The sequence below is a fragment of the Psychrosphaera algicola genome, assembly GCF_028401425.1.
Taxonomy (GTDB): Bacteria; Pseudomonadota; Gammaproteobacteria; order Enterobacterales; family Alteromonadaceae; genus Psychrosphaera; species Psychrosphaera algicola.
On record NZ_JAQOMS010000002.1, the window covers coordinates 1,635,737 to 1,661,806 of the forward strand.

General features: G+C 39.6%; 17 protein-coding genes and 6 pseudogenes. 7 read left to right on the forward strand and 16 right to left on the reverse strand.

From position 1 onward, the window contains the following. Positions 1-95: 95 nt before the first annotated feature. Together grpE and hrcA are read right to left on the reverse strand one after the other, a co-directional pair. A complete protein-coding gene (grpE, locus tag PN838_RS08715) occupies positions 96-701 on the reverse strand; it encodes a nucleotide exchange factor GrpE (protein ID WP_215963579.1) in 606 nt (201 codons plus the stop codon). A gap of 70 nt (positions 702-771) precedes the next feature. Beyond that, positions 772-1,793 (reverse strand): annotated as a pseudogene (gene hrcA / locus PN838_RS08725) (heat-inducible transcriptional repressor HrcA). Positions 1,794-1,892: 99 nt separating this feature from the next. Between hrcA and nadK the strand changes: the two are divergent. From nadK to PN838_RS08740, 3 genes and pseudogenes are all read left to right on the forward strand, one after another. Next, positions 1,893-2,777, forward strand: a pseudogene (gene nadK, locus PN838_RS08730) (NAD(+) kinase). Positions 2,778-2,863: 86 nt separating this feature from the next. After that, complete coding sequence (gene recN, locus PN838_RS08735) at positions 2,864-4,537, forward strand: DNA repair protein RecN (protein WP_272180409.1); 1,674 nt, start codon at positions 2,864-2,866, stop codon at positions 4,535-4,537. 477 nt (positions 4,538-5,014) lie between these two features. Further along, positions 5,015-5,950, forward strand: coding sequence for a hypothetical protein (locus tag PN838_RS08740; protein ID WP_272180410.1), 936 nt, complete (start codon positions 5,015-5,017; stop codon positions 5,948-5,950). Between the two features lie 135 nt (positions 5,951-6,085). On the opposite strand, the gene PN838_RS08745 is transcribed toward PN838_RS08740, so the two are convergent. From PN838_RS08745 to PN838_RS08760, 4 genes and pseudogenes are all read right to left on the reverse strand, one after another. Continuing rightward, a complete protein-coding gene (locus PN838_RS08745) occupies positions 6,086-7,393 on the reverse strand; it encodes a response regulator (RefSeq protein ID WP_334313496.1) in 1,308 nt (435 codons plus the stop codon). After that, positions 7,291-8,931, reverse strand: a complete 1,641-nt coding sequence (locus tag PN838_RS08750) for a histidine kinase dimerization/phospho-acceptor domain-containing protein (RefSeq protein ID WP_272180411.1) — start codon at positions 8,929-8,931, stop codon at positions 7,291-7,293. Before PN838_RS08750 ends, PN838_RS08745 begins: the two co-directional genes overlap by 103 nt. After that, positions 8,873-9,526, reverse strand: coding sequence for a hypothetical protein (locus tag PN838_RS08755; RefSeq protein ID WP_272180412.1), 654 nt, complete (start codon positions 9,524-9,526; stop codon positions 8,873-8,875). The genes PN838_RS08750 and PN838_RS08755 overlap by 59 nt, the downstream gene beginning before the upstream one ends. Positions 9,527-10,853: 1,327 nt before the next feature. Beyond that, positions 10,854-12,241 (reverse strand): annotated as a pseudogene (locus tag PN838_RS08760) (PhoH family protein). 271 nt (positions 12,242-12,512) lie between these two features. Between PN838_RS08760 and PN838_RS08765 the strand changes: the two are divergent. The 4 genes and pseudogenes from PN838_RS08765 (at position 12,513) to rluA (ending at position 16,372) form a co-directional block, all read left to right on the forward strand. Next, complete coding sequence (locus PN838_RS08765) at positions 12,513-13,466, forward strand: DEAD/DEAH box helicase family protein (RefSeq protein WP_272180413.1); 954 nt, start codon at positions 12,513-12,515, stop codon at positions 13,464-13,466. Next, on the forward strand, positions 13,463-13,999 hold the full coding sequence (locus PN838_RS08770) for a hypothetical protein (protein ID WP_272180414.1): 537 nt from the start codon (positions 13,463-13,465) through the stop codon (positions 13,997-13,999). The genes PN838_RS08765 and PN838_RS08770 overlap by 4 nt, the downstream gene beginning before the upstream one ends. After that, positions 13,990-15,382 (forward strand): annotated as a pseudogene (gene rapA, locus PN838_RS08775) (RNA polymerase-associated protein RapA). Before PN838_RS08770 ends, rapA begins: the two are co-directional and overlap by 10 nt. A 321-nt stretch (positions 15,383-15,703) precedes the next feature. Beyond that, positions 15,704-16,372 carry a bifunctional tRNA pseudouridine(32) synthase/23S rRNA pseudouridine(746) synthase RluA gene (gene rluA, locus PN838_RS08780; RefSeq protein WP_272180415.1) on the forward strand — a complete coding sequence of 223 codons (669 nt, stop codon included), beginning with the start codon at positions 15,704-15,706 and terminating at the stop codon, positions 16,370-16,372. On the opposite strand, the gene PN838_RS08785 is transcribed toward rluA, so the two are convergent. The 10 genes and pseudogenes from PN838_RS08785 to PN838_RS08830 all read right to left on the reverse strand — a co-directional run bounded on the left by PN838_RS08785 (position 16,344) and on the right by PN838_RS08830 (position 26,069). Then, positions 16,344-17,354 carry a transposase gene (locus PN838_RS08785; protein WP_272180416.1) on the reverse strand — a complete coding sequence of 337 codons (1,011 nt, stop codon included), beginning with the start codon at positions 17,352-17,354 and terminating at the stop codon, positions 16,344-16,346. The genes rluA and PN838_RS08785 overlap by 29 nt on opposite strands. 177 nt (positions 17,355-17,531) lie before the next feature. After that, a pseudogene (gene moaC / locus PN838_RS08790) lies at positions 17,532-18,007 on the reverse strand (cyclic pyranopterin monophosphate synthase MoaC). Position 18,008: 1 nt separating this feature from the next. Further along, a pseudogene (gene moaB / locus PN838_RS08795) lies at positions 18,009-18,540 on the reverse strand (molybdenum cofactor biosynthesis protein B). Between the two features lie 625 nt (positions 18,541-19,165). Then, entirely contained in the window at positions 19,166-20,638 is a 1,473-nt protein-coding gene (locus PN838_RS08800; RefSeq protein ID WP_272180417.1) for an alpha-1,6-glucosidase domain-containing protein, read from the reverse strand. Positions 20,639-20,700: 62 nt separating this feature from the next. Next, positions 20,701-21,165 (reverse strand): hypothetical protein, encoded by a 465-nt coding sequence (locus PN838_RS08805; protein ID WP_502592184.1) that lies wholly within the window; start codon positions 21,163-21,165, stop codon positions 20,701-20,703. A gap of 56 nt (positions 21,166-21,221) precedes the next feature. Continuing rightward, positions 21,222-23,258 carry a pullulanase-associated domain-containing protein gene (locus PN838_RS08810; RefSeq protein WP_272180418.1) on the reverse strand — a complete coding sequence of 679 codons (2,037 nt, stop codon included), beginning with the start codon at positions 23,256-23,258 and terminating at the stop codon, positions 21,222-21,224. After that, positions 23,162-23,536 carry a hypothetical protein gene (locus PN838_RS08815; RefSeq protein ID WP_272180419.1) on the reverse strand — a complete coding sequence of 125 codons (375 nt, stop codon included), beginning with the start codon at positions 23,534-23,536 and terminating at the stop codon, positions 23,162-23,164. The genes PN838_RS08810 and PN838_RS08815 overlap by 97 nt, the downstream gene beginning before the upstream one ends. Before the next feature lie 514 nt (positions 23,537-24,050). Continuing rightward, a complete protein-coding gene (locus PN838_RS08820; RefSeq protein ID WP_272180420.1) occupies positions 24,051-24,224 on the reverse strand; it encodes a tetratricopeptide repeat protein in 174 nt (57 codons plus the stop codon). 5 nt (positions 24,225-24,229) lie between these two features. Then, on the reverse strand, positions 24,230-25,192 hold the full coding sequence (locus PN838_RS08825) for an SGNH/GDSL hydrolase family protein (protein WP_272180421.1): 963 nt from the start codon (positions 25,190-25,192) through the stop codon (positions 24,230-24,232). Between the two features lie 19 nt (positions 25,193-25,211). Beyond that, a complete protein-coding gene (locus PN838_RS08830; RefSeq protein ID WP_272180422.1) occupies positions 25,212-26,069 on the reverse strand; it encodes an SGNH/GDSL hydrolase family protein in 858 nt (285 codons plus the stop codon). Position 26,070: the final 1 nt, after the last annotated feature.

Sequence of the window (26,070 nt, forward strand, 5' to 3'; positions counted from 1 at the left end):
ATTAGATGAACGAAGATATTACCCGTTCTCCGCTTAATAAAAAACCCGCAGATAGCGGGTTTTAAGAGAATTAATACGATAACTTATATCGATTTCTATTCTGGCGCTTTAGATACCATAACCATGGCAGGACGCAGTAATCGGCCATTTAGCGTGTAACCTTTTTGCATTACAGCAATTACTGTATTTGGTTCTACGTCAGCACTTGGTTGCATAGCCATCGCTTGATGGAACTCAGCGTTAAATTTTTCACCCTGTGGGTTCACTACTTCAACGTTAAATTTGGCAACCGCGTCGATAAAAGACTTTTGAGTAAGCTCAACGCCTTCTAATACTGGCTTTAATGATTCATTTTCTTTGTCAGAAAATTCAATCGCTCGTTCCATATTATCAATAACAGGTAACAGTTCATTTACAAATTTTTCTAGTGCAAACTTATGGGCTTTATCAACATCCAATGCCGCACGGCGACGCATGTTGTCAACTTCTGCAGCAGCGCGTACCACAGAATCTTTTTGACCTTCAATAGTTGCTTTGGCTTCAGCAAGTTCAGCCTCTAGTTTGGCAATGATATCTGCTTCACTATTTAACACTTCGACATTGTCAGCTGTGTTTTGTTCTGTTTGTTCAGCATTCTCAACAGTTTGCTCTTGGGCATTTTCTGCCGATTCTTGGTTTACTTTAGTCTCTTGCTCAGACATGAGTTTTACTACTCCAATCGATTCGTGTATTCAAAATTGTCAAATATGCAGGCTATTATGGGGATTGCTATCACCGATTCAAGGCTGAAGACAGAATATTCCCTGTCATATCGACAGACGATATCACAGTTTGATAATCCATCCGTACCGGACCTACGACCGCAATCACGCCAACCACCTTATTTTGTTTATAAAACGGCTTCATTACAATACTGCAATGTTCAAAAGCGTCGACCCCTGTTTCTGCACCTATAAATACGTGCACTTTATTCTCTTGTCGTGCTTGATTAAATAAGTGATTTATTGGCGATACATCTTCAAAAAACGTATCAGTCTTCTTAACGTATTAATATCATTTGATATATCTGAATTTAATAAGCGCGTTTCGCCGGAAGCAAAAACAATTTGTTCATTAAATTCGACGGTTTCGCCAAATAGTGCCGACTTCACCAATCTGGCTACTTCAGGATCTGCCTGCTTCAAAGCATAAGTTAATCGTTCTGCACCTTCATCAAAATTAAAACCTGCAAGTGACGTGTTAAGCAATAATAAGGTCTGGTGTAAGGTTTGGTCAGTCACGCTGCGTTGAATGTCCACCACTCGATTTTGCACATGGTCATGCTCATCAATCAGCACACATAAAATTCGGCTGTCTGCTAGCCGGACTAATTCAAGTTGGCGGATGATCATGTCGTGTGGCTTAGGCATAACAACAAGACCCGTCATACTTGTCATGTCGGCAATTAACTGACTGGCTTTTTGACACATGTCTTCTGACGTGACCGATTTACTAAAGCTGGTTGTTAATTGTTGTAAATGGTTTTCTATTACATGGGTTCGATTTAAAATACCGTCAATAAAACAACGTAACCCTTTATGCGTCGGAATTCGACCGGCACTCGTATGAGGAGAATAGATGAATCCCTCATGTTCCAGAGTACACATTACGTTCCGCACAGTAGCAGGAGAAGCACCAACGACAGGATTGTCTGCGATCATCTTAGACGCAATAGGAATTCCTTCACGCAAATAATGTTCTATTATTAGCTTTAGAACGACCCCAGATCGTTGATTTTTACAAGTTTTTGACATTCAAACCTATTCTCATACTTCTAATTACTCGCTAAAAACGCTATAACGCATAATAATCTATTTCTACAACCTGTTATTAGGGCATTTAGGAAAAATACAATGACACAACACTTTAAAACTATTGGCTTGATAGGTAAAGCGAACCACAATGCGACAAAAGGCACAGTTGTTAGCCTTTACAAGTTCCTTTGTGAACTCGGCTACAAGCCTATTGTTGAAGAAAATGTGTCAAATTACATTAACGACAAAACCATGCAAACGGCAGACTTGGTTAGCCTAGGCCAACAATGTGATTTGGTTATTGTCGTTGGTGGCGATGGTAATATGTTGGGTACCGCCCGCGTATTAAGTCGATACGATGTCGCTGTAATTGGTGTTAATAGGGGTAACTTAGGATTTCTAACTGACCTTGACCCAGAAAACTTTGACTAAGGCTTTAACAAATGTTTTAAATGGTGAATACACAACTGAAATGCGCTATTTGTTGGACGTTTCAATAAACCGACATGAGGTAACAAAAGCCAATAACTCGGCAATGAATGAGGTGGTATTACACGCCGACAAAGTTGCTCACATGATTGAATTTGAAGCCTTTATCGACGGTTCGTTTGTTTTTCATCAAAGGTCAGATGGCCTAATTGTATCAACCCCTACAGGCTCTACAGCCTATTCACTGTCTGGCGGTGGTCCAATTGTACACCCCAATTTAAATGCCATGACTCTTGTGCCTATGTTTCCACATTCTTTAACAAGTCGGCCTTTAGTTGTTGATGCCGACAGTGAACTAAAAATTGTCGTGAGTAAATCAAATGATGCCTTGCTGCAAATTAGTTGTGACAGCCATGTCAGACTCTCGGTAATGCCATAGGTGATGAGATTGTCATTAAAAAGCATCATCAAGGTCTTCGTCTTATCCATCCTAGTGAATATGATTACTACGACGTGCTTAGAAAAAAATTGCATTGGGGAAGACAAAACTACTAACAAAATAGAATAAATAAAAGGTTAGACATTAACCACTGTTTAAACTACTGTATATGACAACAGTATATTAAACTTGAATGTTGCCCATGTTAGTTTCTCTTGCTATTAAAAATTTCGCCATTGTTAAAGACTTAGAAGTCCAATGGCATAGCGCAATGACAACCATTACCGGTGAAACAGGCGCAGGTAAATCCATCGCTATAGACGCACTTGCACAAACCTTAGGCGAACGCAGTGACGCAAATATGGTGCGTGCTGATGAAGACAAAGCAGAAGTTATAGCCTGTTTCGACATAGCAAATCTTCCCGCAGCTCAAACTTGGTTGGAGCAACATGATCTGCAGGCCGACAATGAATGTATATTGCGTCGAGTCATTTCAAAAGAAGGCCGCTCAAGAGGTTACATCAATGGTAGCCAAGTTCCTGCGAGCTCACTAAAGTCTATTGGCAACTTGTTAGTAAGTATTCACGGACAACACGCCCACCAACAATTAACAAAACCAGATCACCAGCGTATTTTATTAGACGAATATGCGGCAAACACATCATTACTGACTGATGTAAAAGCAGCCTATAAAAATTGGTTGAGTGTCGTCCAAGAGTTTAAACAATTAAAAGAGCAGCAGGATGAGTTTAGTGCTCAGCAACAGCTACTACAATATCAAGTAAATGAACTCGCCGATGCGGAAGTTCAAGAAGGTGAGTTTGAACAAATTGAGGCAGAGCATAAACGTTTGCATCATGCACAGTCTTTACTTGCTGACTCCCAAGGTGCCCTTTCGTGTTTATATGAAGGTGACTCTGGAAACGCGTATTCAGCAACTCAACAAGCCTTGTCGCTACTGCATAAATCAATTGTATTAGACGAAAATTTATCAGCGACAGTAGAACTCGTTGAATCGGCTCTTATTCAGCTTGACGAAGGGGCTAGCGAATTACGTCGTTATTTGGATCAACTTGAATTAAATCCTGAGCGTTTGTTTGAAATAGAGCAACGCATTGAAACTTACATGGATTTGGCAAGGAAACACAATGTCTCGCCGCATAACCTGTCAGTTAAAGAGCAAGAACTAAAAGATGAATTAACTCAGCTTAGTGTTTCAGGCGACCGACTCGAAGAGCTGGAGTTGGAAATACAAATAGCAGAGCAAACATATTCAAAACTTGCTGCAGACTTAACAAAAGTACGCACTGATTATGCAGCTCAATTAGACCAACTTATAAGTGACAGCATGGCGTCATTAAACATGCCCGGAGCCCAGTTTTCAATAGCTATCTCTGGCCTAACAACTGGCCCTTCTGCTAGTGGCAACGACAGGATTGAATTTATGGTCACAACGAATCCTGGTCAACCGTTACAGCCTTTAGCTAAAGTTGCCTCTGGTGGTGAGTTGAGTAGGATCAGTTTAGCGATTCAAGTCATAATCGCGAAACGTGTAACAACACCAACATTGTTATTTGATGAAGTTGACGTTGGTGTTTCAGGCCCAACAGCTTCGGCTGTTGGCAAACTAATGCGCAAACTTGCAGATAATACGCAAGTCATATGCGTGACCCATTTACCCCAAGTTGCTTGCTTTGGACATCAACAACAGTTTGTCCAAAAAACATCGAGCGACAATCAGACTCATACTTCAATGCAAAGCTTGACGCCAAAAGGCCGAATAGACGAACTTGCTAGATTATTGGGCGGTGAACAAATCTCTAAAAACACCAGAGCAAATGCAAAAGAGTTGTTAAATGTGGCGCAAGTTGCTTAGTCTTTTAGTCTTTTAGTCTTTTAGTCTTTTAGTCTTTTAGTCTTTTAGTCTTTTAGTCTTTTAGTCTTTTAGTCTTTTAGTCTTTTAGTCTGGATAAGGTTAACTTAGGGTTGGTTATATACGGTTAAATAGCTATGACACGTCATTATTTACATAGTTAATACTCGCTACTCGGATGTACTGGTAAGTTCAATTCCAGCTAACGGAATCCATGTTACCTTTTAATTAACAGGTTTTAGCTTAAACACCTGAATTTCACGGATTAACGTCTGGCATTTATGGACTGAGTTTCAATCGTGACCAGTTTTTGACTATGCGCGTCTATGCAATTTAAGTCATTGCCCTTCAGCATAGATGGAAATATCAACTTACTTATTTTTAAAACTTTTTATACTTTTGCCGCTACACTCCTTAATAATAGCGAAACAAATAGGGATCTGATCTACTGTGCTGAGTCGAATTAGTAAATTTTGCTTTATGATTTTAATTTTGGTCTCTAGTCCGATATTAGCTGAGCAACTAGATTTTCGAAAAACCGAAAGTAAATCTCACTATAATTACCGCTATGAATGGTTAGATGTGAATGGCGAAAAACAACAGCTGTCCTTTTCGATTGCCCGCACCGTTAGCAATAATAAGTTTCGACATTTTAAAGCGCTAAGTCCTACCCGCATGACTAAATACGTAAAACGTAGCTTGTTAATGGCCATTAATACGTTAAATCCAAGACATGGAAAAGTTGATTTAATTCCTCAAGCTAATGGCGTTAGTTATAGCGTTTCTGGTTCTGAGCAGCAATGGGTTGATGACACAATTCAAATGTTAAATGAGAGGTCAAATGAATCGATTTCTGAATTTCTCGAAAAGGAATACTACATAAGGTTTTCGCCATTCGGGTATACGGACGACAAGAACTCAATAAGCTATAAGCCTGATCATAAAAGGTTTATTTCAGAAAGTGGCGACTCCTTAAAACCGATAATTGACCAACTGCACAAAAAATTTCCAAAGGCGAGACCAAAAGTTGTAGCAACATTTTTATTATCTTGGGTCCAGAGCATTCCTTATGACACGATTGAATCTAGAGCAATTAACAATGGAGCTGGCTTTTTGCCCCCTTTGAGACTTATCGATTCAAACCGAGGCGACTGCGATAGTAAAGTAACGTTAATGGCGAGTATTTTAGGTCAAATGTTTAGTAACTTACGTATGGCCATAGTTTACGTGCCACAACATGCACTAATTGGCATTAATACACCACATGTTCAAGAAGACTATAAAATTGATGTTGATGGACTCGATTATATTTTGTCAGAACCCGTTGGCCCCGCCATTATTAAATGGGCAGAAATATCAGACACGTCAAAACGATATATAGAATCAGACAATTATAAAATTGAAATACTCCATTAACTTTCGAGCCCGAATTGTTCTAGATAAGCAATAAACTCAAAGAGTGCCTTAATTTCGATTTCCAGGAATTTATCGTAACTGAGTTTAGTTTAGCGCCTTCGCTCAGTTGTTTTTCTAACTCAGCTGTTAATTCCGCTAAACCAGATGCGCCAATACTTCCAAACATCCCCTAAAGTTGTGCAAGGACGACTTTAACTCTTCAGCGCTGAGGCTGCGATAATTTTGAGAAAGGTAGAATAACGCGTTTTGCTTTGATGTTTTAAAACGTGTTAATAACTTAATAATCGTCTGGTGGTTTTCACCAAATTGCTTACCTAAAAAGCGCCAATCTAAACCATCAAACTGGGCACTAAGCGATTCTATTGTAATATTCGTTGTTATTTTTGGTTCTACATTCAGCATTATCGAGTTAGATGCAAGAAGCGCATTATAGTTAGATGACAGTGTTAAAATAGCGCCAATAAGTTTTTCTTTTTCTATTGGTTTATTTAAATGGAGATCAACACCAGCACGTTTTGTATTTAGTCTGTCTGTATCAGAATTGTGAGCTGTCATTGCAATTATAGGTAATCCGCGCCACTTATCTTCGGCACGAATGGCTTTCGTACAGGTTATACCATCCATTACCGGCATTTGGAGATCGAGAATAACAACATCAAACTGTTTTTTCTCTAAGAGTGCAATCCCCTCTTTTCCGTTGTCAGCACAAATAACACTAGCGCCTTCATTGGCTAAAATGAGCTTTAAAACTTGCTGATTAACTTCATTATCTTCAATAACCAAAATTGAATATCCAGCTAACATAGGCTGTTGCTCAATTAATTTTTGACCGACAATTTTCGGTTGTAACTGATTAAGTAACAACTTGTTGGTAGAAAACGGCATGGACAACACTGGAAAATGCGGGAGGGTACTTAAGCAGTTTGTCGCAAGTTCATTTAGTTTAAAGGTGACGGGTTGCAATTCGATATCACCTTGGCTGATCTTTTCAACAATGCTTGCGGGCAATAAAGTCAACATTTCAGGGCGGCAAACCAATACTTCATTACGGTGAATTCGCCCCTTCGAAATCTCACTAGGAGACAATACTCGATATTTTTGCTGAGTAGTTCTTAGTTTATTTTTTAAGGACGTAACGAGGTCACTCTTTTGTTCGCAAATAACCCATTGTTTATTAATTAATTTATTATCAGTTTGCTCTACAACTTTGCGCAGCGGCAATGTCACCTTAAATTCAGTACCTTGGCCCACTTTCGACCAGAGTTCCGTTTTCCCACCCATCAACTTAACTAGTTGGTAAACAATTGTTAACCCCAAACCAGTCCCACCAAACTCACGTGTTATTGAACTATCCGCTTGGGTAAAGGCTTCGAAAACGGCTTCTTGTTTTTCTTGAGGAATACCAACGCCAGTATCAATAACTTTAAATTCAACAAACTGAATATCATTTTTTCTCGCAATAAATTGGCTTCTAATATTACTGATCCCTTTTCTGTAAACTTGATGGCATTACCAATTAAATTTATAAAAATTTGGTCAATACGTACCTCATCACCGATAAATAACTCTGGAAAATCTGGAGACAAATTGACATCTAATAATAACCCTTTTCTCAATGCTTCTGGCAAAGCATTTGCAAATGCAATATCAATTATACTTGAGAAAGCAAAGACTTCATTGTGCAGTTCTATCTTCTTCGCGGAAACTTTAGAAAAGTCGAGTATGTCATTTATTATTTGGATTAAGTGTCGAGATGATTTTTGTGCAATATTAATATAGTTGGTCTGTTCAATTGTTGGCCTAGCACTTAAGAGTAATTCCAACATTCCCATAACAGCATTCATTGGAGTGCGAATTTCGTGACTCATATTGGCAATAAAATGGCTCTTTGTCTCATTCGCATCAACCGCCTGTTTACGAGCCTTATCTAGCTTTTTAACGCTTGCTTCCTGTTCAGAAATATCTCGCCCTAAACCGAGTAGTCCGTGCACTTCACCATCTGAATCTACGATTGGCGCAACAAGCCATTGAATAATTGCCACTCGTCCATTTGGAAACGTGTGTTTTGACTTACCATTAAAAGGTCTTTTAGAACGTAAAGCTTGGAAATCGAATTTAGTAATTTCTTCGGCAATTTTAGGTGGGAAAATTTCCTCAGCGTGTCGGGCAACAATATCAGTTTCACTTACACCAGCAAGATACTCAAAAGCACTATTGCACCCTAAAAACCCGCCATCTAGGTTTTTGTAATAAATCATGTCAGGTATTGAGTTCATGATTGATCTATTTAGAGCAATATTTCGATCTTTTGAGTGGGTTTGAGCCTGTAACTCTTGGGTACGACTTTTTACGATATGATCTAAATGTTTGTTTTTAGTCATCAACGATTGTAATAACTTACGGTTATCTTTGTAAGCTAAAGCGATTTTATCAAACCACTTTTCCCACCCACTAACGGTCAAACTATCTTCCATATCATACAAAGAACTTTGCCGCTCAATATGCGCAATCAATTTAGACGTAGGGTAGGCGATTTTCCATATAATAAGTGCAAAAATAAAGATTATGACAAACAGACTAAACAGCAAGATTTTGACGGTTAGCCAACTGACACTTGCGTTCATTTCTTCTATGAAGCCACTTGCAGGTTTGAAAATTGCCATTCGGTATGGGGTGGAATCAATTGCTTTTTGTAGATAGATTACAGGTTCATGTGCAGCTCGTTCTAGTAACAAAGGACTATGTAACTTACGTTTAACATTTAGATCATTATTAACGATATGCCGCAAACTCTCAGGTAAATACCTAGTCGCAAGGTACACCTGAGCATAATCTTTAACCTTGTTTACTGGCTTAACTACATTAGTTGTAATCGTCTTCCCTGTAATAGAATCCCAAATTACATAAAAAGAGTTGCTGCCTTCAAAAACCTTGGTCGAGCTGAACATCAAGTTTAACAACCAAAATAGACATGGCATCATCTACTTTTTCTATTGGTAAAATGAGGTATTCACTCGCATGACCAAATTCGACATTAAAAAATGGTGGCACAAAGATCGTATGCCTTTGAGTCATTAATTGTGATAGTTGTTGTTGTTTATGGAACAACCAATTATATAGTTGCTCTAAAGAAGGGTCATTTCTGTATGGGAGATTAGCCGGAAAAATAAAATCCTTCCCTTTGAAATTAATAACAAAAGCCTGTTCTACCACACGTTCATCGAGTAGAGACTGGACCATAGGTTTAATGAATTGCCCAACTTCTAAGAGATAGCGACTCGAACTAGGCAATTTTTGGACATAGTCTGTGGATACCCCGTCTACTTCAGTTGGAGTAACCAAATTCATAATGGCCAGTTCATTTGACTTTATATCAAATTGATCTCGAACTAAGCCTGATGCCGAATAATTGTTGTATACAAGTTTCGCTTGCTCCATCAATTGTTGGACCACGTAAAGATTGGTCGCAAGCGAATCAGCAGCTTTACTTTGTGTTACAAATTGCTGCTTTAGAAACCTTGATTTGTATTGGTTATAAAAGTCCTCTCTGAAGCTAAAAACTATAATACCTAACACTAGGATGCTAAGTATAAAACTCATAGTTAACTTTTTGAGTACAAAATAGTTCAATTCAGCGACCTCGGTGGCTATAGGTTAAGCAGGCAGAAAAGCATAAAAATACGAAAGGTTAGTCTATCAGTAGACTTTCTAAAACGATACACCAAAGGCAACGCAATACTCCTTGAGGCCAGAGAGCACAAAACCAATTCCACTGACCTTGTTATGTACAGGTAATTGCAGTTAGTAGGACAGTTAGTTGGACACCCACCCAAACTTAACATGGACACCCACCCAGAACTTAACATGGACACCCACCCAGAACTTAACATGGACACCCACCTAAACTTATCTTGGACACCCACCTAAACTTAACGTAGACAGCCACCCAAACTTATCGTGGACAGCCACCCAGAACTTAACGTGGACACCCACCAAACTTATCGTAGACACCCACCCAGAACTAAACGTGGACACCCACCCAGAACTAAACGTGGACACCCACCCAGAACTAAACGTGGACACCCACCCAAACTTATCGTGGACAGCCACCCAGAACTTAACGTGGACAGCCACCTAAACTTAACGTGGACGCCCACCCAAACTTAACATGGACAGCCACCCAAACTTAACATGGACAGCCACCCAAACTTAACATGGACAGCCACCCAAACTTAACATGGACAGCCACCCAAACTTATCTTGGACAGCCACCTAAACTTAACGTAGACAGCCACCCAGAACTTAACGTGGACACCCACCATAACTTATCGTGGCGGCAATAGTTACCCACAGTCTAGAACGTAAGTTAATGAAACTCTCAAACCATTTACTATTAGATAGTCAGTTCGATGCTCGTTACGTTGGAGAGATGACATTAGCAGAAAGGTTATTACCCTCAGTCCCAATGATTCCTTAACATTGGGTGCTCCTGCGAGCAAAAATTTTAATGGGCTACCAGAGCAAATTACCGCGAGATTAACGTCCTACCAAGTGAACGGGAAATGGTATCGAATACTAAGTTCGCTCGCAGATTTAATGCGCTATCAATACGATTAAATAACAGAAGTTTCTGCGCAACGGTGCCCCCAACTTAGCAATTGTTTATGAATACGACATATTGTTGCATTCTTCATGCGCACGCCAATTCATAGTGCCAGTAAGTTACCCATAAATAATGCAGAGTTTCTGCACACATTAAGAATGTTTGTTTTACGGGATAGAATGCCAGATAAGCTATAACCAATAATTGCAAGAAAGTAGCCTAATGTCCCTATAAAAAACGCCAGTCAGCTATTAACCGACTGGTATTAGTGCTCTGCTCGGTTTTTTAGCATAGTCTATGCTATAAATTTTCTTCAGCAAATTGCGCTAGTCTACTTCTAACAACTCCGTTCAAATTAACAGTTGCGCTGCCTTCAAAGTTTTTAAACCGTTCAACAATATACGTTAAACCTGACGTAACTGCGGTTAAATAGTTACTATCTATTTGTGCCAAATTTCCAGAACAGACGAGTTTGGTCCCTTCACCACAACGAGTAATTATTGTCTTCAACTGTGAAGCCGTTAGATTTTGGCATTCGTCTAACAATACAACTGCATTCTGAATGCTCCGCCCTCGCATAAAGTTAACAGATTTAAATTGCACATTCGCTTTCTCCATTATGTAACTCAAACTTGAACTTGGGTTTTCATCATTCTTGTGGAGAACTTAGGAGTCTGTAATTGCGGCTAGCCATGGCGCCATTTTTTCCTCTTCTGTACCTATGGTAGGAAACCGATTGACTCTGCTATTTCAGGCGTATTTCTGGTAACCAATACTTTGTCATAAATGCCAAGTTCAATAACCATTTCCAATGCTGATGCTAATGCTAAAAGTGTTTTCCCGCACCCAGCTGGGCCAGTTAAAATGACCAATTCGATGTTAGGGTCCATTAATGCGTTTAACGCCATGCCCTGATAAATATTCTTCGGAGTAATCCCCCAAGCTTTTCTAGATAATAAGCGTTGCCTTCCTAAGTCAAGCAACTCCACTTTATCTTCATAATGACCTGTTACACGCGCAGCAAACTCTTCACCTTCATCTAATATATATTCGTTAATAAATGTTGGTATCGTTTTTTTAAACGTTACTTTATGAGTCGTTTCTCTACCGTCTTTTTCACTTTCTACATTTTCAACTTGTTGCCAAAAATCCCCTTCAACAACTTCAAATCCTTTAGTTAAGAGGTTTACATCATCGATTAATTGGTCTGTTGTATAATCTTCAACAAACTTTAAGCCCGCTCCTTTGGCTTTCAGTCGCATGTTAATGTCTTTTGTGACGAGCACAACTGTTACATTTGAACGTTCTTTTTGGAGATGAAGCGCCGCATTAATTATTTTATTATCGTTTACCCCTCCAGGTAAGCCCGAAACCTCCGTAGCAATTACATGATCGTTTAAAATAATCAGATGGCCCGTGACACTACTGTCTTTGAGTTCATTACGATTTAGTGGAACCCCTTCAATCATCTGTTCAGGTGTAACATCTTGAAGGATATTTTCTAACGACCGAATAGCAACTCGAGCATCCCGCGAAACATCTTTATTTCGGTCTTTGATATGGTCTAGCTCTTCGAGAACTGTCATGGGCACTAAAACATCATGTTCTTGAAAATTAAAAAAGGCGTGTGGATCATGGAGTAGAATGTTGGTGTCTAATACAAATAATTTTTTTGTGTGCTTTCTAATGTTCTGGGCATAGGCACTTCCTTATATTATTGCTTTAAAGGGGATGAGAACCCTTCTGTTCTATTATAACTGTAGCCAATAATCCGGACAATTTATGAAAATTTGATGAATAGATGAAAAATATTTTAGGGCCAACATTAACCCTTATTGATGACACCGCATTTCCAAACCGGATTAATTGTCCTATTTTTAGTAAAACGATATGAAAAACAGGCCGAGACCAGTAGAATACGCGACTTTTTTACTATCCAGACTTTTTAGGAGTACATGAATGAATTTTGCTGTTGGACAACGATGGGTTAGCCAAGCCGAAAACGAATTAGGGCTAGGGACTATCATTCAACTCGACAATCGATTTGTCCACGTTATGTTTCCGGCCGCAGAAGAATCTCGCCAGTACGCAATTGATCAAGCACCTTTAATGCGTGTTGAATTTTCAATTGGCGATACGTTAACTAGTCTTGAAGAATTTAAGTTTGTTGTGACCGAAGTTCAGCAAACAGGTCAAACTTTAGTTTATGCTGGCAGTCGAACAGATAACAATGAAGATGTATTAGTTAAAGAGATCATGCTTGACCACCATGTGAGTTTAAATACCCCCGAAGCTCGATTATTCACCGCGAATTTTGACCGTCCAAATTGGTTTAACCTTCGACTTAAAGCGCACCAATACAAAACAAATTTGGAACGTTCCTCTTTATTAGGCCTACAAGGCGCACGAGTAAGTTTAATCCCTCATCAGCTATATATTGCTGATACTGTCGGCAAGCGTTTCGCTCCTAGAGTTTTACTCGCCGATGAAGTCGGTTTAGGAAAAACAATAGAAGCTGGCTTAATCATCCACCAGCAACTTATCAGTGGCCGTTCACAAAGAGTATTATTAGTTTTACCTGAAAGTTTGCAACACCAATGGTTGGTCGAAATGTTACGTCGTTTCAATTTGAAATTTTCGATTTTTGACAACGAGCGTTGTGAAGCTGAATCTGGACAAAATGAAGGGGTTAACCCGTTCGACAATGAACAGCAGATTTTAGTATCTCAAGAGTGGTTAGCTCGTGACGAAAAATGGCAAAAGTCTTTACGCGCTGCCAATTGGGATTTAGTTGTTGTCGACGAAGCTCACCATGTGACACCGCACGCGGAAGATTCTACGCATAATGACTTGGATCAATTATTTGCTGCAGTGACCGATATCGGTAGCAATACTGAGGGCTCGTTTTATTGACCGCGACTCCTGATCAACTCGGTCATTACGGGCATTTCCTGCGTTTGCAACTTTTAGATCCAAGTCGCTTCCATAGTTATGAAACCTTCTTAAAAGAAGAAGAGCAATATAAACAGGTTGCAGAAATTGCCACAACCCTACTAAATCAGGCGGATTTAGACAAAGCTTCAAATCTTGAGCTATCAAAATTACTTGCCGATCCATTAAGCATTGAATTAATTGCAGAGTATTGCGCGAATCCAAATCGAGTTGAAACATCTGAAAAACTTATTTCAAGTTTACTTGACCGCCACGGCACTGGCCGAATCATGTTTAGGAACTCTCGCGTTGGTGTCAAAGGTTTTCCATCAAGACAAGTAACCTCTTATGGCCTACAGCGCACTGAAAGCTATTTAGACGACGTTGAATTTATTGGATTATTACCAGAATGTCACCACTCAACATTGCATGAGAAACGTTGGTGGGAACTCGACGCTAGAGTTGACTGGTTGTGTGACTTCTTAAAAGAGAACAAAGACAAAAAGTGCTTATAATTTGTGCCCGAGCTGAAACAGCTCTTGCATTAGATGAAGCTATGTTTGAAAAAGAAGGCTTACGTACCACTGTATTCCATGAAGGTATGACTATTGTCGAACGTGATAAAGCTGCGGCTTACTTTGCCGATGAAGAAAACAGCGCTCAAGCGTTAGTTTGTTCAGAGATTGGTTCAGAGGGGAGAAATTTTCAATTCGCTCACCAGCTAGTATTATTTGATTTACCGGCCAACCCAGACTTATTAGAGCAACGAATTGGTCGACTTGATCGCATAGGCCAAACCGAAACGATTCAAATTCATGTACCGTTTTTAATCAATAGTGCACAGCAAAATTTGTTCAATTTTTATCACGATGCATTTAATGCCTTTGAGCAAACATCATCAACGGCTCGAATTGTATTTGAAGAAAACTCAGATCTAATTGACCAACTTATCAACGGAAAATTAAATGCGGAAGACTTTGAACAATTGGTAACAACTTGTCAGAAACGCAATTCTGAATTACGTAAAGATATCGAGCAAGGTCGCGATAGATTACTAGAGATCAATTCGGGTGGCGGCGATGCTGCCAAGCACATATCAGACAATTTAGAAGAAGCAGACGATTCTACGGATCTTATGAACTTTATGAATACCGTTTGGGATCAGTTTGGTGTTCAACAAGAAGAGATATCTACTTTTAGTAGTATTTTGACTCCTAGCGAGCATATGCTTAATGACCACTTCCCGGAACTAATGGAAGATGGTATGACAGTATGTTTTGACCGTGATACCGCATTATCAAAGGAGGACCAACACTTTTTATCGTGGGAACATCCAATGGTTACTGGTGCGTTAGAGATGCTCACCTCCAGTGATTTAGGTAATGTCTCTATTTGCCTTTTACCACACAAACAATTACCACCGGGTACGGTTTTATTAGAAGTTGGCTATTTATTGACGACAACAGCCCCAAAAAATTGCAATTACATAGATATTTACCAAATACGTTGATCCGTGTTTTGCTAGATAAAAATGGCAACGACTTGGCTGATAAAGTTAAACAAGGAGCACTTGATCAAACTTTAAAAATGCAAAAAAACAAGTTGCCTTACAACTGGTTAAAGCATTAAAAGATGATGTATCTTCTCTCCTAACACAGGGTGAAGTTATTGCTAACAACTCTGCCGTAGCCATTAAACAAAATGCTAAAGCGAAGCTAATCGAATCTAGACAATCTGAACTTGAAAGATTAGAAGCGTTACAAGCCGTAAATCCGGCAATACGCGACGAAGAAATTAGTTTTTTGCAAACGCAAATTGACAGTTCATTAACAGAAATCGAATCGGCTCGTGTCCAATTAGATTCAATTCGACTAATCGTCGCTACTCAAGGTAAGTAAAAAATGGGTGTCTAATGATTACATTCAATTATTTAGACACCCATCTGTCTTTTTCTAACAGTCTGTCAAAAAGCTTATTGTGACACCCATTAGAAAAGCTTATTGTGACACCCATTAGAACTTAACTAGAGCGTGTTATCAGGACACCCATTCAAACTAACTAAACTGACGGAATAAAAAGCACTAATTAGCTGTAAACCCGCTTATTCCTCACGCACTCGTTTAATTAAATAAAAACATCTCACTTAAGCATTGGGCAAATTCGTTTGGTGATTTATAATCCACCTAACAAAGACACCCACCAATAAATAGAAACTTTAAATGGCAATCTTGAATTACTCTCCTCCGATGGATCCATATTTACAGATACTTTATCGGGATGATCACATTATCGCGTTAAATAAGCCTAGTGGGTTGCTATCTGTTCCAGGGCGCAAGTTATCCCATTTCGATTCTTTGATGTCGCGCGTGCAGGCAGTTTGGCCAAATTCTGGTGTTGTACATCGATTAGATATGATGACTTCCGGTATTATGATCATGGCAATGCATAAAGATGCATTGAGGAATTTAAATAGGCAGTTCCAAGAACGACAAACGCAGAAAGAATATATTGCGAACGTTAGTGGTCATGTTGAAAATGATTCTGGAGAAATTGATCTGCCACTAATTTGTGACTGGCCTAATAGACCAAAACAGAAGGTATGTTACGACACAGGTAAGGCTTCTCTGACAAAATATGTCGTTTTAGAAAGAGGGCAAACAAGTGATATTGAATGGACTCGAGTAAAATTGATACCAATTACAGGCAGAAGTCATCAATTAAGAGTACATTTAAAAGAGTTAGGACATCCTATATTGGGGGACCGACTTTATGCTCCTCCACATATAATAGCAGCTGCAAATCGACTTAATTTACATGCTCAAATGTTGACAGTACACCACCCTTTGACCGACGATTTAATTAAGTTTGAAGAACCAGCTCCGTTCTAGCTAAATGAAGCGGATTCTTAAAACTAGTCGAGCCATCCCCAAAATATTTTCGATTATTTGACAAGTTACTTCGGCGTTTAGAGCCAAAGCATTTGCAAAAACGGGTTAACGATTCGGTATTTCCAACAGCACCATGAAATAAGTCTTCAAAATAAGTTGTTGATGAATACCACTTATCTCTAATTACGTTTGCCATAGAAGACGTTTCACTCGATTTTTCAGAGCTGAAATCGTGTATTCGGTCACTAACAAGTTGGATATAAGAACTTTCACTTATTGCTAGCCCGCTTATATTTTTTTCAGTCAAGCACTGTAGTTTAGTTATTATTGAACCACTTCGATTTGCGTTTTCTCGCAATTTAATACTTGTGTAATGTGATGTTTTAATTGAACTCGCTATGCCGGCTCGATGTGGGTTTAAATCGACATAAACCATGCAGCATAAAACGGCTTGCTCATCTAGAAGGGCTTGTGACTTAAACCGCCCTTCCCAAAAGCGACCGGTACAATTGTCTTCCTTATTCGCCTTACGTGCCACAAATTCATTTAAACTTCGCATGAACCAGCTAATATCCATTAAACGAGACCGGTACACTTCCACTGTGTCCTTAACCATCCTTAGTTCAGCCTCCGACATGCCTCGTCCTGCATTTTTTGTATACCGTTGAGTTAAAATTGTTCCCTTAAATAATCGATGCCATCTAGTAAGCACTTCCTGTGCACACCAATTTTGCGCTTTTTGGTGGTTGACATATAACACGCTATGCGTGTGATTATTCATGACTGCAAAAGCGTACACATCGATAGCGAATGAGTTAGGTAATTCTAATAGTTTATTTTGAACCCAACTTCGGCGATGCTCGTAGTTTCGTCCTGAAACTGGATCAAGCCCACACAAATACGCCCGACGAACACAACGGGATACGCAGTGATAAAATCGAGTTGCCTCGATATTAATCTGTCGTTTCCTTGCTAACGCCATGCTTTTCCTCACAATCTAACTTCGATAGACAAAATTGCCATTTCCATATGGCTTTCGCTCCCTGCACAATTAAGATGGCCTAATTATGTAAAGATGTCACCTGTACCTAGGTACAGTTTTTATGCTTAAAATGAAATAAATTGGGAAGGGTTATGTAACACTTTGATTTTATGTTATTTATTTAATAGACCAATCTGGAGATTTTCCACCTGATTTAGATGTCACTCGGATACCGTCAATTCTCATGTTTTGGTCAACAGCTTTGCACATATCAAACAGGGTCAATGCAGCAACATTAATAGCCGTCAACGCTTCCATTTCTACACCAGTATTGCCCTTCACTTTACATAATGACACTATTTTTATGCGACCTTTATCTTCTTCTACCTCAAAATCAACATCAATTTTAGTCAATAATAAAGTATGGCAGAGAGGGATAAGATCGGCGCATCTTTTTGCTCCCATAATGCCTGCAATTCGGGCGGTAGAAATCACATCGCCTTTTTTATTGGTATGTTCAATAACTTGCTTCATCGCTTCGTCATTTATATAGATAAAACCCTCAGCAGTAGCGATCCTATTTGTAATTTTTTATCGCCAACATCCACCATCGATGCTTGGCCTTGTTCATTAACATGGGATAACTTTGCCATTTTACCCCCTTGTAGTGCAAAACGAATTTGTTACCTGACCAACAAAATTACATGGTTTATAGGTCGAATCAAGTTGTGACGAAATAATACTCCAGGCTGTTTTACATGCTCCTGTTGAACCATAGCATACAAAAAATTACCGTTCTATTTGCAATGCCAGCCAACGCTCTTGATTGAATTGTTGAAGTGCCAATTTCTGTGTACGAAATATGTCTGAATATTTCACCAAAGCCTTCAATTTGCTTGTCAAAAAGTGGTTTCAAAGCCTCTGGAGTAGAATCTCTACTAGTAAAACCAGTGCCACCAGTCGTCAATATAACATCAACGTTGTTGTCGGCTATCCAGTTGGAAACCGTTGCTCTCATTTGATAAACATCATCTTTAACTATTTCTTTTGCATAACATTCGTGACCATCGTCTTGCAAAGCAGTAACTAAATAGTGACCACTGGTATCATTCGATTCGTTGCGACTGTCTGATACGGTTAATACGCATACTTTGAGTGCTGTTTTTTCATTTTCACTAGTTGTCATTTATTTACCTTCATTCACAGTTTTTATATACCAATTGTACTTCGAAAGCTGATCCGCATCCAAAAATCTACCAAATTTGGATATCTCCGCAACGATAATAGATGGAAATTGTAAGTCAATATATTGTGCCTAAGATTATATCCGCCAGACGATTTAGTCCTATTCTCATTTTTACTATGATAGCGATTATTCAATGATAGCCGCTGAATCTGCAATTCAAAGCAAATAACTTAATAACAACATTTTAAGAATCAATAAGTTCACTCTAAAGCTTAGATGGGTGTCTTGATAACATCTTTTGGTAACATCGGTATCAACTGGAGATCAACAAATTCACTCTAAAGCTTAGATGGGTGTCTTGATAACAGCGGCCCTGAAATTGATAAGTTCGCTCAAAAATTTAAATGGGTGTCTTAGCTATTGCAGGCATAAAAAATCCGGCACTCAGGCCGGATTTTTTAAATGTATCAAACTTTAATTTGAGCATTGCTCAATCAATAGAGTTCCAACATTATTCCCTTGCGCAGGATTTTCTTCGTTTAGAGTTAATAAGAAACTATACTTACCATCACTTAACGTAGTTTGGTTATTAGTCGTTTTAGCATCTTTATATGCAACATCATAGCTAACACCTACAATTAGAATCGCCAGTCTCAATTTCGCCCGTAGAATTTTGAGCCCACAACTGTGTAGACCACGAACCATCATTTGATGCTAACTTAAACGGGAAACTACCATTGAAGTTCGCTACCGCTTTATATTGATTACTTCCAATATAAACGAGTTCAAATTCTGGTTTTGGGTCCCACCCGCTGTGTTCGCCGCGAACAAACAACTTGCCCCCTGTAATAGCAAATGGTGCATCACCCGCTGATATAGGTGCTTCACAACTCACTAATGCATTTTGCAGTTTTATAGACAGTATCGGCGTAACGCCCGACACATCTATGGTGATGGCATAGGTCCCGGCTTGAGTAATGTCAGTGCCGAAGTCATTGTTGCCTCCATCGGTAATAACATTGGAATCACCTGCGACCACTACATCAGAAAATGACAAGTCCACATCTGTGCTATTCATGTCGGCAATATCAAAAATAATACTTGCCGCACTAAGCGTTGCCGCCGCTGTATAAACACCACGCCCGTCATATTCAAATGCCAATTTATCAGACGCAAAGCCGCTTCCAAAAATCGGCGTGTCGCCGTAAGGTGAATTAACATAATCTGGGTCAACTGCTAATCCAACAGACTGCGCATTCCCCTGTGCCTTAACAAATACAGCAATAGTATGAGCTGGGATACTAAACGTTCCCACACCGCCGGATTCAACAAAAGATGCCGTTTGAACTATCGTATCCGCGCTGCTCAGTTGAACAGGATGTAAGGTAAATCCAGACGCTGATGAAATAGCGTGACTGACAGTATTTGCTGTGCCATTGACAGCGACAACCAATGCATCATTATTTTCATCCAAATCAGTTAAACCTGTTCCGTCATCAATACTCATCATAATCAAACCTTTTGTTTGATTAGGACCGGTATTGTGGAAACCAATGCGGCGGATAACTTGGCTTTCATCTGTCAATCTAAATAGCGGGCTCGATTTACGAATTTGTAAAAACTCATTAAATACCGCACTGCTTCGCTCTATTTGCTGTGATGAAACCGCTATGTTTGCGTTTGCAGAAATCGCAGCTTTAAAGTCACCACCAAGCTCAATTGGTAAGCCTACATTCCAATTATTAGACATATTAGTGTAGTCAACACGGTTGTACCAATCACCAGCATCATAGGTATTGCGGTCCATCGATTTAGATCGCAACTTATCAATAGCCAACTGGAAGAAAGGTATTCCTTGGCTAACTAATGGAATTGCGGCAGACAAGCTGTGTATACGAACACGAGTATCACTATCTATTTCAGGCGCCAAATTACCTTCATATTGCAAATTATCCCATAATGACTCGTTATCATGCTTAGACACATAGTTAATTATATCAGCAGGGTCTAAAGCATATGATGATTGGGCAAAGTTTTTACCTAGTTTCTTAGCGCCATTTTGGTCTACTAATTCAAAGTTTTTCAATGTTCCAGCCATACCTAATCGAATATGATCAATATCTGACAGACTAGATGACGATTTACTTAGTGCTGCACTTCTTATCGTATCGCGAGGACGGTCATTAAATGACCCAATCTCGGTATTGGCAATGTTTGCTTGAGTCGCCTGCTTGAATAATCGATTACCAGCAACTTCCCCCAGTCCCAGCCTTCGCCGTAGAAATACGTATCTGGATCAATTGCTGCAACCGCTGTGCGACCATCTAAGAGAACGTCCAACGGCATATGTCCCATAATATCGAACCGGAATCCATCTAAACCATAATATTGGGCCCAATGTACCAACGAATCGATAACAAATTTACCCATCATACGATGCTCTGTTGCCGTGTTTTCACAACATGTTGAACGCTCGATATCACCTGTAACTTCACTGTAACGGTGATAATAACTAGGGACTAATTTGTCAAAAACAGAATTGTCATATAGACCCGACGATGCAGTGTGGTTATAGACTACATCTAACACAACTCTTAAACCTTTTTCATGCAGAGCTTGCACCATTTCTCTAAATTCTTTTACGCGAACAACTCCATCTGGATCAGAAGAGTAGCTGCCTTCTACAACATTAAAGTGATGCGGGTCATACCCCAGTTAAAACCATCCATACCACGAAGTGAGTTAACTAAATCTTTCGCTTCATTGGTCGCCGGATCGTAACCGTCTAAAACGTCAATAATAAGAGCTGAATTTGATGCCACCCCACAAACTGGTGCTGAGCCATTACGTGCACATAATTCACCAACTGTACTAGTTAATTCAATGCGCTTAGTTTCGTCTTCTTCAATACTTGCAATATCATTTGCTGGCAACATATGAAAATGTGTTAAGCCGGATGACGCTAATGTTGAAAGGTATGTATTCGCATCCGTACCGGCTTCTGTAAACGCCATGTATTTACCGCGATTGCTCACAGAAGTCGTTGTGTCAAATATACTAAAATCACGAATATGCGTTTCTAATATCGTTGCATCTTCAATGTTTTTCACAGTAGGTATTGTATGGCTGTCCCAATTTGTAGGCTTTAAGTCATCGTCTGATAAGTTCACAAACTGCGAATAGCGACCATTTGTAGAGGTATTCACTGAATATGGGTCTGTGGCTTCTGTTGTTACAACCGCTTTCGAAACCGGGTGATAAACTTCAACAGAAAATCGATAAAAATGTCTGTCGTAACTTTCGTTCTCAGTTGTTGCATACGACCAAACACCTGTCTTATCGTCGTAGTTCATATCATGAGTTGCAATTAAAGATTTGTTGGCTGCATAAACTTTGAGTTTTAACGCTTTTGCTGTAGGCGCCCATGCTTTAACGCTAATCACATCACCGTTATAAGTTACCCCTAAATCAGTAACTTCATCTGCATCATCTGCACCAAATGTATAAATCGCATCTAACGCTTTTGCACTTTGAACGTAAGTCGCTGAAATAGGTTCGTCTCCACTGAAAGAAGCTAAAACCAATTGCTGTTTTAGCATCGATTTTTGCTCAGCTAAAGTAGCGTCGAAACTATATGCTTTCCAACCTGCAACTAAATGTGGAACTCTTAATTTCTGCGCATCCGTTAATGTAGTTAATGTTAGAGCAAAACTATTAACGGCTGAGAACGTATTATCGAGTTTACCTTCGTCGTCAAACACAATACGTAGGTCATCGCCCTCTCCGTTCCAAAGTACAGTATTTTCGTCAATCCAATGCGCTGACGCATTCTCAATTTTAAATGGCACTTCTGTTGTCACGTCATTAGGATCATGAAAAATTCCATTACCTGAAACGATAAATGCCCAACGAGAATCTGCTAGCGTTAATTTGTGGTCAACATCATCTGGGTCCTTATCATTGCCACTGTGTAAAATGTAATTTAAACATGTCGCACCATCTTTTGTATCAACAATCCAATAAGCACCATAATTATCATCTACACCGTCATGAGAAAGCCCAGCATCCCACTCAGTTCCAGAAGTAGCATCAAAATCGAAATAGCCATCACAAGTTTCGTTATTCCATGCATGGATTTTCCAAGCGGAATAATCGCCATCGTCACGTTTATAATAAAATACAGCTTGGCTGTCTGTCGGAACAATGCTTGGTGCAACAGAATTTGAATTTTTAACAACTGTAACTGTAATTTCTAACTCTGATTGCTCAGTAACTAATGCGTCGTCTTGAGCGACAAGCGTGATCTTGTAATTAGTAAGATTTTCAAATATCAGTTTGGTGCTATCCGTGATGGTAATTTCGCCCGTTGTCTGGTCAATTGCGAAAATACTTTGAGGATCGACAAGGCTCCAATTGATAGTATCCCCATCAGGATCATTACCCACTGCAGAGTAAACGGTGGTCCCATTACTTGTTGCTTCAATTACAGAAAAACCAGCACTAGAAGTTATCACTGGCGCTTGGTTTAGCACGATAGAATTCACATTAACGCTTATAGTTAAACTCGAACTAAGTGGCGAAGTCGCACTGTCTGTTGCGGTAATAGTTATTTGATACGCCGTTAAGTCTGCTGCAATAAGTTTAGCGGCATTTTGAACGGTAATTTGACCGGTACTTGCATCAATCGAGAAAATGCCTTCGTTGTCGGATAACTCCATGAAATTGCATCACCTTCGGCATCTGAAGCTGATGCAGTGTAAACACTAGTTCCATTTACGGTTCCTTCGTTCAACGTCAGCGTCGAAGCCGAGTTAATTGTTGGCGCAGTATTAACCGCTTCACTTATACAAGCCGTTTTATCTGAATTTAAAACTAATGGTGCGCGACAAGTCAAATCTTCAGGATCTGATGAATCGCTACCCCCACTGCATGCCGAAATAACGCTTATAATGCCTAAACATATTGCTGACCTTGTCAGTTGATGCCTGCTCTTCATTTGTTGAACCCTGCTTATTTTTATAATTTCTTTCGTACACTATATGAATATTTGAAGCTAGATTCTGCTGAATACGTATGTATGAAAATTCAATAAAAGTCATACCGATTGTCGATATTTAAAGTAAACACTTGGGTGGGTCTCCTGATAACTTGAGTGGGTGTCTTGCTAACTTCTAACTTGCTTGGGTGGGTGTCCTGATAACTTGGGTGGGTGTCCTGATAACTTGGGTGGGTGTCCTGATAACTTGGGTGGGTGTCCTGATAACTTGAGTGGGTGTCTTGCTAACTTGGGTGGGTCTCCTGATAACTTGAGTGGGTGTCTTGCTAACTTGAGTGGGTGTCCTGATAACTTGAGTGGGTGTCTTGCTAACTTGAGTGGGTGTCCTGATAACTTGGGTGGGTGTCCTGATAACTTGAGTGGGTGTCCTGATAACTTGAGTGGGTGTCTTGCTAACTTGGGTGGGTGTCCTGATAACTTGAGTGGGTGTCCTGATAACACCCTCACAATTTACTTAGTTTAAGTGGCGTTTAATCTGTGGAATGTTTTCTAAAGCCGTTTTATTAGTCGGATCTAATTCCAATGCAGCTTCTAAATAAGTTAAAGCTTTGTTTAATTTCCCTACTTCTGAATAAGCATGAGCTAATGCAAGCCGCGCGTTTACATCTTTTGGGTTTTCGATTAACACCCGCTTTAAAAAACGAATTGCTTCAAGCGGTTTATTCCCTGGATAAGCTGAATCCCTGTGTTAAAACTCCTCTCAGAGTCATTTGGAATTGCATCAGCCAACAATTTTGCGGTGCGTAAATATAATTCAACATCATTGTTTTTCTTCGCTAGTTTTTGCGTTTCAGTCGCTAACGTCATCCAGTCAATTTTTTTCTTATAAGCGGCAAAGCCAATTTCATCAAGTTCGTTAATTTTGAGCGGTAACACGACTCGTTTAGGTTCATCAGTGAACGGGTAATCTGCCATAAGACCCGCGATTTTAGCAGCACCCCAATACACCTCAGCTCGCAATAAAGGGATGTCACTTTGGGCTTGGCTACGTGGGATTTCGTTCCGGAACTTACCAAATAATTCAGACTTTTTTAATGCAGTATAAAATACATCTGAAATCTCAAAGTAACCTTTAACTGTTGGATGCAAGTGTTCGATCATAACACTCTCATCTATAATTCCCTGTGGAGATGCCCGCTCTAACGCCAAATTTGCATCCACAAAGATTGCCGAAAACTCTTCCGCTAACTTTTTAATAATACCGTTAATTTCATTTGGACCTCGAAACCTGAGCAAATCATTTTGTCGCGCGGCTTCAAAATGTTGTTTCGCTAGTGGAATGTTGAATTTCGACAAACTGTATTGCCCTAGCCAGTAATGTGCGTTAGCGCTACGTAGATTTGCCATTGCGTGTAAAACTTCAAGTTCACCTTGTTGCAACATAGGCGCTTGGGTTTTCGCGTTTTGCGTTAATGCAAAACGAGCTAATGCTAATTTAATCTCTTCAGTTCCATTAATACTACGGTGGGTGTCTACGCTATTTCTGATGTTTGTTTGTTGAGTCTCTTGATTCAAATTTGAATGGGTGTCTTGATAATTATCTTGAGTCTCTTGATTTAAATTTGCTTGGGTGTCTTGATAATTATCAGAGCTCACTTTTTTGAAGCTAAAGCGTTTACAACATCATCGACAGAGATGGGCTTTGACACAAAGGGGCTTGGTCGACAAGATTACTGCCTATAGAACTAATAAAAACAGGGATACCAGCACGTTGGTATTTTCCAAGTAACAGTGCCATATTGCCTTCAAACTGTGCTAAACCGGCGTTAAATAGGTCTGAATCCACTTCAATATTTTTGTGTTTGGCTACTTTAGCCATTACAGTACGTGACGTTCCCGTTGATTGATCCATCTCAGGTTGAGCAAACCAATAATAAATGCGCTGCATCAATTGGAATATTCTTAAGTCCTTGAGTTTAAGGTACATCAAGGTCGCTCCTCGTGAGTTGGCCGCCGTGTAATTGCTCCCTACACCGAGAATCCCCAAATACTCATTGTGACCCGCATAAATTAGTACTGCATCCGGTTTTTGCTCAATGATCTCATCGGCAAAATCCAGCAATGTATAACTATTTACCGCGGAAAGTGCAGTATTCACCACTTCAACGGTTTGTTCGGGAAAGGTTTGTTTTAGTCGATAATCCAACATTCCAGCAATCGAAGCCCCTAACCCATATGGAAAGCCGGCGGCTGTTGAACCCCCTTGAACAAATAGTCTAATCCCGTCTTTGGGTTTTTTCTTCAAAAAGAAATTAGGTTCAATCGTGACGTTCGGTGCTAATTTATCGTTGGCAAAATAACGTCCGACAACTTGCGGCATGGGTAACAAATAATGAGGCGCGGCTGGGTTTTCAATAAATAAAGGTATCGACTTACCAAATCCAGAAAATCGAAGCGTAAACTCAATGGCAACAAAAAATAATATTGGTATTAAAAAAGCAATTACTCGAAACACCCAAGTTTTAGTTTTCATT